Here is a 12,885-nt window from a genome sequence, read left to right as displayed (position 1 = left end):
GTATAAACACTTAACCTGACATAACATGAAAAACTATCTTCTCATATCCATCATGACCCTGGTCGTTTTTGCTGCCTGCAAGCCTGGTCATAAAAAGGAAGCACAGCGAAAAGCTGCCATGGAGACCGACACCGTTATTTCGATTCCGGCCCACACGGTGAATGTATACTACTTTCACGGCGACAAGCCCTGCACAACTTGTCAGACCGTAGGTAACGCGACGAAAGAAACGGTGATGAAATACTTTGCCGATTCAGTAAACGTACATTTCATCGATGTGAATATTAACCGCAGGCCCAACCGGAAACTGGCCCGTTATTATCACATTACGAATACGTCCATCGTTATTGCCGGCCGCGAAGGCTATGACAACCTGACCAAAGAGGCTTTCGACTACGCAGTTAAAGAGCCCGAAAAATTTCAGGGCCTGTTAAAGGAAACTATTATGCAACGGGAAGAGTATAACAGATAATAATCGTAACCATACCCATTCATTCCCCTGTTGTTTGTTCGCAACAAACGGCAGGGGTATTTTTTTTTTGAGTAAGACTACAGCCAGCCCTTACGATGGAAATACCAAAGGGTTAAAACAGAGGATGCCAGCATCAACACAATGGCAAATGGATAACCAAAACTCCAGCTCAGTTCCGGCATAATCCGGAAGTTCATACCATACATACTGGCAATTAAAGTTGGCGGCATAAATACAACAGCCACCACCGAGAACATCTTGATGATTTTGTTCTGCTCGATGTCAATCAATCCCATCAAAGTGTCCTGCAAAAACTCGAGACGTTCGAAGCTGAATGCCGTGTGTTCCAACAGCGACCCCGTATCCTTCAGCATAATACGCAAACGTCCCTCCTTCTTGTTCACAAAACGCTCGCTCTTCAGGATAGCCGACATCACCCGCTGCTTGTCCATGATATTCTCACGCAGCAACATGGTCGCTTCCTGCAACTGGGTAATCTGGAGGATGCTCTCTTCGTCCAAATCCCGGTCGATACGAATCTTTTTACTGATTTGATTAATGCTCCTTCCTACGGCCTCCAGCAGGTCGGCATCATAGTCGATGCGTACATCCAACACGAGCAGAAACAAGTCGTATCCGTCCATATCGGTGACCGATTGTGCCTGAAGACGACTGTACACATTCTTGAACGAGTCGACCTTGTCGTAATGATAGGAAAAGAGGATCTGGTGCTTGATGATGAAAGAAACCGGCATGTAATCGTATCGCCCGTTTTCCATTTTCATGTAATTGGAGTTGGCAATAATGGTATCATCCGTTTCGAAGTAGCGGGAACTACTTTCAATCTCTTCGGCTTTTTGCCAACTCAGCAGCTTGATATTATACTGGTTTTCGACTTGTTTTCGTTCCTCAGGAGTCGGGCTTTCCAGGTCAATTCCGATGATCTCTTTGTCGCCAAAATCCGAAATCGAATCCCGGACTTTCTCCATATGAACTCTTCCATTTTCCTTGTACAGGAATGTAATCATAAGCTGCAGGATTTGTTTGTGAGACAAATACCCCTTTACATGCCGGCCATCAATCTCCGGGAAAAAATGACATCAGAAAACATCATTTTACAGATTCACAGCAGGTCTGAACCGGGCTACACAAAATTAATAAATTCGGCGGGGCGAGCACTACCCTGCCACTTCCTTTTTCCGTAACCGGAAAAGGTTTACTCGTTAACAAACTCGTATAACATCGCGATATCTTCAGCCCAGGCTTCCGTGTTAGGCGTTTCCAGAATGATGGGAATATCGTCGAAACGGTCGTCTTGCATCATTCGGCGAAAAGCCTCTTTCCCGATAAAACCTTTGCCGATAGCATCATGCCGGTCAACACGGCTCCCCAGCTCTTTCTTCGAATCATTCAGGTGAATGCCTTTCAGATATTTCAATCCGACAGCCTCGTCCAGCTTTCGGAAAGTCTCTTCGTATCCTTCATCGGTAATCAAATCGTAGCCGGCAGTAAAGGCGTGGCAGGTATCGATGCAGACGCCCACACGGCTTTTGTCTTCTACCTGGTCGATGATTTCCGCCAGTTGCTCGAACGAAAATCCGAGGTTGGTTCCCTGTCCCGCAGTATTCTCGATTACCGCCGTCACACCTTTCGTTTTTTCCAACGCCAGGTTAACCGAACCCGCAATCTTCGACAAACATTCTTTCTCCGAAATCTTTTTCAGGTGGCTTCCCGGATGAAAATTCAACAACGACAAGCCCAACTGCTCACAACGTTGCATCTCGTCCAGGAAGGCATCCTGCGACTTTTTCAAACCTTCCTTTTCGGGGTGTCCCAGGTTAATCAGGTAACTATCGTGCGGCAGGATGTGCTTCGGATCGTAGCCATACTTCTTACAGTTGGCTTTGAAACCGTCGATGTTTTCCTGCGTTAACGGTTTGGCCACCCACTGCCGTTGATTTTTGGTAAACAAAGCAAAGGCTTTCGCTCCGATGGCGTGCGCATTCGCCGGTGTATTCTCCACGCCTCCTGCTGCACTCACGTGTGCTCCAATGTATTTCATCAGTTTATCATTTACTTTCAATTGCCTGATGAAACTCGTCCCGACGTTTCGGGACTCGTTTCATACTCTTGTTTTTCTTTCATCCTGTAAAGGATTAACAAAATAAAAAGTTCGTTTCTGTTAAACAAAATAATCAACAACACTCCTAAGGTCTTCGCCCGCTGTCTGCTTTGTAAAGGTCGGAGATACTTTCCATTTTGTAAATAAAAAGGAAAACACCATCTTGGCGTCATCAAATGATTATTTGAGCAAACCAAGATGAAAAAGAATCTATTCCTGCTTATCCTGCTGACTGCTATTCCGTTTTGGAGCAGCGCACAGCAAAACAATCAACAAGACAACCAGAAAAAAGAGATAAAAACCGGATGGAATATGGGCGCACTGCCGGCCATTTCGTTCGACAGCGACCTGGGCTTCCAGTACGGAGCGGTCGTCAACTTCTTCAATTACGGCGACGGCAGTAATTACCCCGACTACAACCACTCGCTCTATTTCGAGGTATCGCATTACACCAAAGGCAGCGGAACCTATCGTTTCTACTACGATTCCGAAGCGTTAATTCCGGGTATCGAGCTGACCACCGACCTGAGTTACCTTCCCGACCAGGCGTACGATTTTTACGGCTTCAACGGCTACGAGGCGGTGTACAATAAAAACTGGATTGATGACACTTCGCCGGATTACCGTACCCGGATGTTTTACAAATTCCATCAGAAACTCTTCCGGTTCAAAACCGATATCCAGGGCGACTGGGGCGATTCGAATTTCCGCTGGCTGGTCGGCTTCAACCTGCTGAACTTCAACATCAGCTCGGTGGATGTCGATAAACTAAACAAAGGGAAAAAGGAAGCCGACAAACTACCGCCGGTGAGCGAGCAGCCCGGACTGTACGAAAAATACCAGCAATGGGGCATCATTTCGGCAAAAGAAGCCAATGGAGGATTTGTCCCGATTGTGAAAGCCGGCGTGGTGTACGATACCCGCGACAATAAACCGAACCCCATGCACGGTATCTGGGCGGAAGCCGAACTGGCCACCGCACAAAAGTTTATGGGTGCCGAAAGCAGTTTTACCAAGCTGTCGATTACCCAACGTCAATACTTCACTATCGTGAAGAACGACCTGTCGTTTGCTTACCGCATCCAGTGGCAGCAAACTATTGGCGGACATGCGCCCTTTTACTACCAGCCACAAATCATTGCCTCAGCACTGCGCGGTTCCTCTTCATCGGGATTAGGAGGCGCCAAAACACTGAGAGGTATCATGCGCAACCGCATTGTGGGTGACGGCTTTGTGATGGGGAACACCGAACTGCGCTGGAAATTTGCCCGCATGGAGAAGTTTAAACAACATTTCTACTGGGGACTGAACGGATTCCTCGACTTTGGCCGCGTGGTGAAGAAGATGGATATCCAGAACAAGATTTCCAACATGAACGAGCCGATGAACCAGTATTTCAATTTTGGTGCCGAGAAGATGCATTACAGCGTCGGTGGCGGACTACGTTTGGCCATGAACCAAAACTTCATTGCAGCGCTGGACTATGGTATTGCCCTCGACAAACAGGATGGTGATTCGGGTATTTACATCGGTTTGAACTACCTGTTTTAGACAAACGCATTTCTACTACGACATACCATGATTGGTTTCGACAACGGATTGTTCAGGGAACTACGGGTCATCTCGGTTCCGGTTACCAGCATCTCCATTAACCGGGGATATGGGGCTTTTGATTTTTTTGAAGTCATTAACGGAAAACCGTTTTACGGAGAGCGGCACGTCGAGCGCTTCGAACGTTCTCTCCGGTTGTTGAAGCTGACAATCAATTTCCTGCCCCGGCTGCCGAAGACGATAGAGGAGATTATCCGGCACAACCGCATGGAACATGGTTACATCAAAATGTTTGCGCTGCCCCACACACCACGTACCGGAGACTTTTATCAGGCTGCCTTATACATCTTCCCAACAGAAATGCCACAGTACCCTCCAGCGTTCTATGAGCAGGGAGCACACCTGACAATGAAAGAGTTCATCCGTTTTCTGCCGGAAGCCAAATCAACCAACTACCTGGCCGGACAATTCTGGGCTGATGAATCGACCGACTCCAGAACAGCTGACATTCTGTATCACAATGGTACAACGGTTCAGGAAACCTCGCGTGGAAATATCTTTACGGTAAAAAACGGAAAGGTTATCACACCTAAAGAGAACATTTTAAAAGGAGTCACCCGAAGCATTGTTTTGGACATTCTCCGGGAACGCAAACTCAGTTACCAGGAAGCTGAAATCAGTATAGAAGATCTGATGACGGCAGACGAAGTGTTTCTGGCCAGCACCACCAAACGAATCATGCCCATTGTGCAGATTGACGAACAAACCATCGGCAACGGGCAGCCCGGAGCCATCACCCGGCAAATCATGGAGGAGTTTCAGCGAATCAGGGAAAATTACAAATAATCGCAAGTAGCGAATCGTTTACTGAATACCAGCAACATTTTATGCAACCATAAAGACGCAAAGCATTGCGTCTCTACAACAGGACATTGGGTTTTTTTGTATCTTTCCTCGCAGACAAATAAAGACTGACTCTACTCACCAACCTGTTCTTATGAAAAAAACGTATCGATTCAAGAAAGCGTTTGGTCCGGTAGCCTCCACTTCCGGCATCATCGTGTTTCTGGCCGGAATTGTGGCCAGTTATTACTCCCTCACCGGACTGGCACTGGTATTTATCGGCGCCTTCCTGGGCTTCACCAACACCAGCACCACCATCGATTATTACAATCGGAGAGTAAAATTCAGCAACAACCTGTTTGGACTGATACGCCTGGGAAAATGGCACGACATTTACTGGGACATGCAACTCCACCTTGTGACATCACGGGAAGTGTTTACCTCATACAGCCGGGGAAACCGCTCGCTGGATACCGAAGTAAAACAGACTTTTGTCGAGCTGTACGACGCCAAAGGGCATTCCCTCCTACCACTGAAAAGCATCGGTAAAAACGAGGACCCGGAAAAGGAACTGGAACGGTTACGTCTGAGCCTCGGATTAACGACGGAACCAGTGTAAGCCGGAGCGAAAAAAACGAACAACAATGGGCAAACCCAATAAAAGAAACGGCGCCCGGGGAAAGTTCAGGAATTTCCTGAAAAGGTTAGTTTGGCCTGTCACCCCGATGACGCTAATAACCATTGCTGCCTTAGTGATTACAGCCTGGGCGTGGGTTCTCTATTTTATCGACAAACCATCCGAAGCCATCGTGGTTGCCGTCACCACTGCCATAACGTTTTTGGTTGTGACATTATATGTGGCCGACCGACTATTAACCAGGATTCTTCCCTACAAGAGCCTTGTATTTGGCGAAGTCATACTCGCAGTCATCATTTTCTTCTTCTACTCATTCCAGGACAGAACCGTCGATATCAACTTTCACACGGACAAAGATTTCATTGTGGTCCTGTTCGATTCGAAAGAAAAGTCCCTTTCGGATTTCCAACGCAGCGGAATTTTCAGCAAAGAGCTGAATGTGCACGACACCCACATTGTTCACCTCGACAGCTCATTGGCTTCCATCAACAACCTGCGCATCAACGAACCGGCCCAGTGGAATGCCTTTAGCCAACATGAAGGCCGAATCGAAATAGGCGGTCAATCCATCCGATACATTTTAAGCTCAGACAATCGCACCAACCCGTATTTGCATAAGAATCCGCAACCGCATATCGACAGCCTGCTGAACCGGGTTATTCATGAACTGAAACCGGCTGGAGAAAAAGATTAACCGGTTCTTATACGATGCATTGCAAAAACATGCCGAAGACGCAAAGCATTGCATCTTTACCACATACCACTGTCGCCAACGCAGCAATCGGGGCCGTCCGGGCAGTATTCATCTAAATCTGATACTCATCTTAAAAACTGCAAAACCGCCCCAAATGAAACGCCATCCCTGACAATTTTTTCGCTAACTTAATGGTTGCTAACAGCCTACAAAATGAAAGCAGAAAAAACAGTCCTTCATCATCCGATTACCCACGTAAGAGAACAGCCGCAAGTAAATAATTCGGCCGAGTCATCGACATTATTTTTTGACGAATCAACCGAACAGATGCTCTTTCGTCAACCTATTGGAATTGGAAGAACGCCGGCTCATGGAACTGAACGGAAAATAAAAACACCAACCTATGAGCAAAGTCCGGAAAGGTGAGAAGGTCAGAAAGTCTAAATAACGATAAATGCATTTTAATACTCTAACCGGATAGAAAACAAATAGCAATGGACACCATCATTCTAATCGCTTTTTGCTTTGGTTATGCATTAATTGCCCTTGAAAACAAGGTGAAAATCAACAAAGCAGCTATCGCCCTGTTAACAGGAGGCTTCGTTTGGACAGCGTATATTCTATTTAATTCTAATTCAGAAAGTATTGTTCAACAGTTGGTTGAACACATTGGGAATATATCACAAATTATTTTTTACCTGATTGGTGCCATGACCATCGTTGAATTAATTGACTCTTATAACGGGTTTGATGTCATCACAAAGCAAATTAAAACAAGTAACGAGAGGCAACTTCTTCTGACCTTAAGCGTTCTTACCTTTTTTCTTTCTTCCGTTCTTGATAACCTGACCACTACGATTGTCATGGTTACCCTTATCCGAAGACTACTAAGCGACCAGAAGGACAGATTGTTGTTTGTTGTCATGATTATCGTCGCGGCAAATTCCGGAGGAGCCTGGACTCCTATCGGTGATGTAACGACAACCATGCTTTGGATTGGTGGTCAGATTACAACCGTTAATATCATGCGCGAATTATTTGTCCCCAGCCTGGTCAGTATGCTCGTCCCGTTATTCTTAATCTCGCTTATGGTTAAGGGGCAGTTTAAAAGAATGGATAATACAAATCAACAATCAAGTATTCTGAACTTTGAGAAACGAATCGTCTTTTTTACCGGAATTGCAGCTCTAATTTTTGTCCCCGTTTTTAAATTCATCACCAATTTACCACCATTCATGGGAATGCTGACAGGGCTTTCTGTGTTATGGATTGTAACAGAACTCTTAAACAAAGACAGATCGTATGAACATAAAATAACCGTAACAAATGCATTACGCAAAATAGACATCCCGAGTGTTTTATTCTTTTTGGGAATTCTGCTGGCTGTTGCAGCACTTGAATCGACTGGTTTGCTCTCCAATTTAGCTGCAGCACTTAGTAAATCAATTGGAAATCTTAAAACCATCGCCATTTCCATTGGCATGCTTTCATCTCTGATAGACAACGTCCCCCTGGTAGCAGCATCGATGGGGATGTACGATTTACATTCATTTCCAACCGACCATTATTTTTGGAAACTGATTGCCTACTGTGCCGGTACCGGAGGTAGTATTCTTGTTATTGGCTCAGCAGCTGGTGTTGCTGCCATGGGAATAGAGAAAATTGACTTCTTCTGGTATCTCAAAAAAATAAGTTGGATTGCCCTTATTGGATATTTATCAGGCGCTTTCCTGTATATATTCATGCTTTAATCACAAATGTTATCCTACGCCATTGCTCACAGGGTTGATAACGATTCGGAGGGTAACCTATAACATAGTCTGACCAATACAACTGCTACAATTTTACCATCCCCAAAAAAGCGATGCATGATGTTTCTGTCATGATCCCTCATTGTAGTAGCAGCAGCATTTTTTGTGCAGGGCAGAGACGTCATGCAAAGTCTCTACGGCCGAACTTCCGGCTTTTTCGTACCTTCCCTATTCAATTCCGAAAAAACATGCAACCGGGTGTAATAATCCGCGATGTAAGCCACTAAACAAAGAAAAGAGAAAATTTGAGCAGCGATTTTTATACAGCCTACATTCTTCCCTATTCGGCTTTGATCATCAAGATTTGCCGGGCGTATACCAACACGCAGGAAGATTTTGAAGATTATTACCAGGAGGTATGCCTGCAAATCTGGAGGACGCGGGAAAAGTTCCGCCGGGAGTCGGAATGGAGCACATGGGTCTACCGGATATCGCTGAATGTTTGTTTGACTTTGCTGAAGAAGAAGAAAAACAACACGCAGCATTTTGCCTCCGACTATCTGCCCGAAGAAGAAACAGAAGACAGCCATGCTTTTGCCGACGAAAATCTGAATGTGCTGTACGATGCCATCAGGCGGTTGTCGGAAGTGGACCGGGGTGTTATTTTACTCTACCTGGAGGAAAAATCGTACCAGGAGATCGCAGATATCACGGGTACGAATGCCAACAACATTGGCGTACGCATTAACCGGATTAAAGAACGATTAAAGAAACTGTTAGATGGAAAAGTCAATTGAAACCATTTGGAAAGAAGGCTTTTTAGAAGCCAATGCGTTGGTGGCCCCCAAATTAAATAACCTGTACACGCAGAAATCGATACACATCGTCGAGAAGTTCAAACGTATGTTTCAAACCAACTTACGGGCCATTGTGATTGGGGGCGTTGTCATTTTGGGCGCTTCTTTTGTTGTCGGGATACCCGTCATGGGCATCATGGTGTTTTTGATTGCCGGCGCCATTGTGTTGGTCAACCGTACCTTACAGAAAAGGCTTATGGAAATTGAGCCAAATGTGAGCAGCTACGAGTACGTTAAATCGTTTGACCATTGGTTGAAAGAGCAGATTGACGTCAACGCCAGGATGGCCCGGTTTTATTATCCGTTCTTCTTCCTGTCGATGGTTTTGGGCTTTTGGTTCTCCGACTACCTTCCGTTGGTAACGAGACATCTTCCTTCCATTTATTTCGTGAACGGCATCCCGGTATTTTGGTTATTGGGCGTGTTCATCATCATGGGGATACTCTACGCTGTTGGCGGACGGCTTTACAAATGGGACCTGCAGATTGTGTATGGCCGGGTATTGAAAAAACTGGACGAAATCCTTTCGGATATGGATAAACTGAGGGAGTAATTTTGTCGGGTTAAAACGCTACTTCAGAAGCGCTCAAGCCTACCGGAGAAGTCATCAACGCTACTTCAGAAATGCTCAAGCCTACCGGATAAGTCGTCAACACAAACCCGGAAACGCTCAACACAGGTCAGGAAATGCTCAACACTACTCCGGAAGTCCTCAAGATTGCTCTGGAAACGCTCAACGCTACTTCAGAAATGCTCAAGGCTGCTCTGGAAGCCGTCAGGACTACTCCTGAAATCCTCAAGGCTGCTCCGGAAGTGCTCAACGCTACTTCGGAAACGCTCAGGAGTACCTGAGAAGTCTTCAGGACTGCTCAGGAAGCCTTAAGGACAGCTTGAGCAGCCTTCCGATGTTGTCCTGAACACTTCGGCACCTCTCCTGACGACTTCTCGACCTTTCCTGACAACTTCCGAAGCTGTCCTGACGGTTTCGGCTCCTCTCCCAAACACTTCTTTAGTTGTCCTTAAACCTTCGTATGTTATCCTGAAGACTTCTCCAGTTGTCCTGACGAGTTCCCAACTGCTCCTGAAGGCTTCGGAAGTTGTCCCAACCACTTGCCCGGTTGCACCAAGAACATGTAATGGCGAATAATTTTTTTGTTAACTTGGGTGAGACTTAAGAACCAACAAAATGGATACGAAAATCAATTACTCAACATAACAGGTACACGATACATCCCAATATGGGTGTATAACAACAACTCATCAACTGACATAATAGAAATAACAACAATATTGATACACACTAGTTGGCGGTTATATAAAAAACACATGAAAACACTAATAAAAAACTTTACTGATAGAAATTTTGAGAAAGCTTTCAAATGGAAACAGTTCATTTTCTACTCAACTTTAAATGGGATTTTTGAAATTTTTTATCTGAAACAGAACGAATTCTTAACAATACCTCAAGGGAATCAACAAGCCCATGAGTTTATATATCTGATTATAAAATTAATTTCCATTATAATTATTGGGCTTTTTTGGGGTAACATTTCAAAAATATCTATTGGCTATTTAATCAAATTAACAAGCAAACTTTTTAATTCAGAATCGAATTTCAAAGAGATATTGAAGGCATTCATGATTTCATTTAAACCTCATTTAGTAACGGTACCGTTAATTTTTTTACACATTACAATTGCAAATTTTTTCAGTTCTGAATTAATCCAAAATAACATGATAGGATTATTTTTCTTGATGTTGCTCATAAAATTGACTATTGCAATATTTGGAATTTTATCAGTAATCCTATTATTCTATAATCTAAAACGAGTGCAAAAACAAACATTAGGAAAGGTGATTTTAAACTATTTAATCGCTTCATTAATTTTTTCACCAATTTACTTGTTAATAATGAGTCAATTATAAAAAAATACAACCGCTAATCGAGTAGGCTGCCGATAGGCTAAATGCCTATCGGAGAACCTCTCACACCACTGTACGTACGGGCCTCGTATACAGCGGTTCATTAAGATGCGGGGCAACCTTTGCGTAATAGGATAGCATGGAGTCATAGCCTCGCTTTCGCAACCGGTCAACCGTTATTGTAGTTCCCAGAATCGGGCTCTGGGCAATTGCCCAACCTCCCATCCTCGAACGACTCCACTGGTATGCCTGCTCCGGTGGAACACCCAATCGAATCAGGTTTTTCCTTTTCCGTTCCGGCTTTTTCCAGTGGTGCCAGATACAATACCGAAGCCGGTTTCTGATCCACCCATCGAGCTCTTGCAGTTTAACCTGCAAACTGGCCAACCGAAAGTAACCCAACCAGCCCCGCATTACTTCGCCAAGCTTTTGTATCCGCTCGTCGAAGCTCATCGGGGTGGTTTTCCGGGTGATTGTTTTCAGTTTTAGCTTCAGACACTTCCAGCTTTTATACGATGCAACCAGTTGGTATTGGCCTTTCTCGCCTTTTCGGTAAGTCGGCACAAAACCATAGCCCAGAACATTGAACTGTACCGGCCGTCGGATGCCGCTCTTTTCCCGGTTAATCGGGAGCCTGAGCCTGTCCCGTAAAAAACGGAAGGTATCGTTGCCAACTTTTCGGGCAGTCGTCTTCGTCTTCAGGTAGATGCTAAAGTCATCGGCGTAGCGAACGAAACGCAGGTTCTGCCTTTTCAGTTCCTTGTCCAGTTCATGCAGCATGATGTTGGACAATAACGGACTGAGCGGGCTTCCCTGGGGTACACCTTTGCGCCGTTTCTTTAGTTTTCCGTCAACTAATATCGGTGCCCGGAGCCATTTGCGGATGAGCCTTAGCGTAAGCGGACATCTCACCTTGCGATAGAGTAACTGCAACAAGATGCAATGATCGACTTCGTCGAAGAAGCTTCTCAGATCAATATCAACAATGTATTGAAAACCGGAGTTGATATGCTCCTGTGCTTTCAGTACCGCTTGTTGTGCATTCCGGTTAGGCCGGAAGCCATAGCTCTGATCGGCGAACTCCGTTTCAAACTTAACAGCCAACACTTGTCCTACAGCCTGTTGCAGCAGGCGGTCAGTTACCGTAGGTATGCCTAACACCCGTTTCTTCCCATTACTCTTCGGGATTTTTGCTCCCAGGATGGCTTGCGGAAGATATTCCCCCTGCCGGATATTCGCTTCCAGACGGACCCTGTTTTTTTCAAGATGTCCGTAGAGCTCCTTCACATCCATACCATCGACTCCGGCGGCTCCTTTATTGGATACCACCTGTCGGTAGGCGCGCATCATGTTCCGACGGTTTAAAACCTCTTCAATCATCCTGTTCATTTTTCGGTTACCCTGTTCCGGCTAAGTAGAGGCTACAGCTTATACGGCCGTTCCTAAACGAATTGGGAACATCTTAATGTTCAGCCCTTCGCTACTTTGTGAGGCCTCCACGGTCTCTGTTCGTGGCTCGTTTCCTGCAGCTACTATGGCTTCTGCTGACTTCTCACCCTGCCCAACCCGTGGACGGTGAGATCTCCCCAGGTAAGAGCATCTTCCTTCACCCAATCGCTGCCTGATCTACTACTTTGGAACTCCTCCTTTGCAGGAGCTTTTGGACGTCACAGTGATGTGCCTGCTCATCCGTCCTCATAGCCTCATATCAGGTTCCTGTTCGTCAGTACCGGGTTTTGCCGGTTGGCTTCCTTCACTGCATACCTCACGGTAAACCAGCTTGCCACTTGCTAACGGTTCGGGGCGTTACCCCCGCCCGTACGGGACTTACACCCTCTGGAATAATCTCACGCTACACTTATTGTTTAATCCGGAAAATTTGTATTTTTCAATTTTATCCGGAACTTACAAGTAAGTGTGCACATGCTCATGCTGGGCACACACACAAGCTCATAAGCAATGCGGGCTGAAACAGTTAAATACAAAATGAAATCAATAATAAAGCATGCCGGTAGTTACGCAGTGAAAGTTTTCA

At 45.4% G+C, this 12,885-nt stretch carries 14 protein-coding genes; 11 read left to right on the top strand and 3 right to left on the bottom strand.

Annotation, left to right across the window (positions count from 1 at the left end; all coding sequences use genetic code 11):
- Positions 1-25 precede the first annotated feature (25 nt).
- A complete protein-coding gene (locus tag AC060N_RS07635) occupies positions 26-472 on the top strand; it encodes a nitrophenyl compound nitroreductase subunit ArsF family protein (protein WP_146142049.1) in 447 nt (148 codons plus the stop codon).
- 77 nt (positions 473-549) lie between these two features.
- Here AC060N_RS07635 and corA read toward each other — a convergent pair whose 3' ends face one another.
- Complete coding sequence (gene corA, locus AC060N_RS07630; RefSeq protein WP_463231244.1) at positions 550-1,500, bottom strand: magnesium/cobalt transporter CorA; 951 nt, start codon at positions 1,498-1,500, stop codon at positions 550-552.
- A gap of 188 nt (positions 1,501-1,688) precedes the next feature.
- Positions 1,689-2,534 (bottom strand): deoxyribonuclease IV, encoded by an 846-nt coding sequence (nfo, locus tag AC060N_RS07625; RefSeq protein WP_479526566.1) that lies wholly within the window; start codon positions 2,532-2,534, stop codon positions 1,689-1,691.
- A gap of 258 nt (positions 2,535-2,792) precedes the next feature.
- On the opposite strand from nfo, the gene omp85 reads away from it, so the two are divergent.
- The 10 genes from omp85 to AC060N_RS07575 all read left to right on the top strand — a co-directional run bounded on the left by omp85 (position 2,793) and on the right by AC060N_RS07575 (position 10,853).
- Entirely contained in the window at positions 2,793-4,145 is a 1,353-nt protein-coding gene (omp85, locus tag AC060N_RS07620; RefSeq protein WP_479526565.1) for an Omp85 family outer membrane protein, read from the top strand.
- Positions 4,146-4,172: 27 nt separating this feature from the next.
- The gene (locus tag AC060N_RS07615; protein WP_479526564.1) at positions 4,173-4,991 is read left to right on the top strand and encodes an aminotransferase class IV; all 819 of its coding nucleotides are present in this window, start codon (positions 4,173-4,175) and stop codon (positions 4,989-4,991) included.
- Between the two features lie 151 nt (positions 4,992-5,142).
- On the top strand, positions 5,143-5,607 hold the full coding sequence (locus AC060N_RS07610) for a hypothetical protein (protein ID WP_479526563.1): 465 nt from the start codon (positions 5,143-5,145) through the stop codon (positions 5,605-5,607).
- 25 nt (positions 5,608-5,632) lie between these two features.
- Entirely contained in the window at positions 5,633-6,319 is a 687-nt protein-coding gene (locus tag AC060N_RS07605) for a hypothetical protein (RefSeq protein WP_479526562.1), read from the top strand.
- Positions 6,320-6,532: 213 nt separating this feature from the next.
- Positions 6,533-6,745, top strand: coding sequence for a hypothetical protein (locus tag AC060N_RS07600; RefSeq protein ID WP_479526561.1), 213 nt, complete (start codon positions 6,533-6,535; stop codon positions 6,743-6,745).
- Positions 6,746-6,813: 68 nt separating this feature from the next.
- A complete protein-coding gene (nhaD, locus tag AC060N_RS07595) occupies positions 6,814-8,070 on the top strand; it encodes a sodium:proton antiporter NhaD (protein ID WP_479526560.1) in 1,257 nt (418 codons plus the stop codon).
- Positions 8,071-8,375: 305 nt separating this feature from the next.
- Complete coding sequence (locus AC060N_RS07590; protein ID WP_106543347.1) at positions 8,376-8,867, top strand: RNA polymerase sigma factor; 492 nt, start codon at positions 8,376-8,378, stop codon at positions 8,865-8,867.
- Positions 8,851-9,480, top strand: a complete 630-nt coding sequence (locus tag AC060N_RS07585) for a hypothetical protein (protein ID WP_479526559.1) — start codon at positions 8,851-8,853, stop codon at positions 9,478-9,480. The genes AC060N_RS07590 and AC060N_RS07585 overlap by 17 nt, the downstream gene beginning before the upstream one ends.
- Positions 9,481-9,614: 134 nt before the next feature.
- Positions 9,615-9,779, top strand: a complete 165-nt coding sequence (locus AC060N_RS07580; RefSeq protein WP_479526558.1) for a hypothetical protein — start codon at positions 9,615-9,617, stop codon at positions 9,777-9,779.
- 474 nt (positions 9,780-10,253) lie between these two features.
- Positions 10,254-10,853 (top strand): hypothetical protein, encoded by a 600-nt coding sequence (locus tag AC060N_RS07575; protein ID WP_479526557.1) that lies wholly within the window; start codon positions 10,254-10,256, stop codon positions 10,851-10,853.
- Positions 10,854-10,913: 60 nt separating this feature from the next.
- Here the strand turns inward: AC060N_RS07575 and ltrA are convergent, their stop codons facing one another.
- Positions 10,914-12,230 (bottom strand): group II intron reverse transcriptase/maturase, encoded by a 1,317-nt coding sequence (ltrA, locus tag AC060N_RS07570; protein ID WP_479526556.1) that lies wholly within the window; start codon positions 12,228-12,230, stop codon positions 10,914-10,916.
- Between the last annotated feature and the right edge of the window lie 655 nt (positions 12,231-12,885).

The sequence above is a fragment of the Prolixibacter sp. DSM 2831 genome (assembly GCF_056493735.1).
This window is presented reverse-complemented; position numbering and strand designations above follow the sequence as displayed.

Bases quoted from the DNA above. Each gene is read 5' to 3' on its own strand.
- omp85 (WP_479526565.1), top strand. From the start codon at position 2,793: ATGAAAAAGAATCTATTCCTGCTTATCCTGCTGACTGCTATTCCGTTT.
- nfo (WP_479526566.1), bottom strand. From the start codon at position 2,534: ATGAAATACATTGGAGCACACGTGAGTGCAGCAGGAGGCGTGGAGAAT.
- AC060N_RS07615 (WP_479526564.1), top strand. From the start codon at position 4,173: ATGATTGGTTTCGACAACGGATTGTTCAGGGAACTACGGGTCATCTCG.
- AC060N_RS07580 (WP_479526558.1), top strand. From the start codon at position 9,615: ATGCTCAACACTACTCCGGAAGTCCTCAAGATTGCTCTGGAAACGCTC.
- AC060N_RS07605 (WP_479526562.1), top strand. From the start codon at position 5,633: ATGGGCAAACCCAATAAAAGAAACGGCGCCCGGGGAAAGTTCAGGAAT.
- AC060N_RS07585 (WP_479526559.1), top strand. From the start codon at position 8,851: ATGGAAAAGTCAATTGAAACCATTTGGAAAGAAGGCTTTTTAGAAGCC.
- nhaD (WP_479526560.1), top strand. From the start codon at position 6,814: ATGGACACCATCATTCTAATCGCTTTTTGCTTTGGTTATGCATTAATT.
- ltrA (WP_479526556.1), bottom strand. From the start codon at position 12,230: ATGATTGAAGAGGTTTTAAACCGTCGGAACATGATGCGCGCCTACCGA.
- AC060N_RS07600 (WP_479526561.1), top strand. From the start codon at position 6,533: ATGAAAGCAGAAAAAACAGTCCTTCATCATCCGATTACCCACGTAAGA.
- AC060N_RS07575 (WP_479526557.1), top strand. From the start codon at position 10,254: ATGAAAACACTAATAAAAAACTTTACTGATAGAAATTTTGAGAAAGCT.
- AC060N_RS07610 (WP_479526563.1), top strand. From the start codon at position 5,143: ATGAAAAAAACGTATCGATTCAAGAAAGCGTTTGGTCCGGTAGCCTCC.
- AC060N_RS07635 (WP_146142049.1), top strand. From the start codon at position 26: ATGAAAAACTATCTTCTCATATCCATCATGACCCTGGTCGTTTTTGCT.
- corA (WP_463231244.1), bottom strand. From the start codon at position 1,500: ATGATTACATTCCTGTACAAGGAAAATGGAAGAGTTCATATGGAGAAA.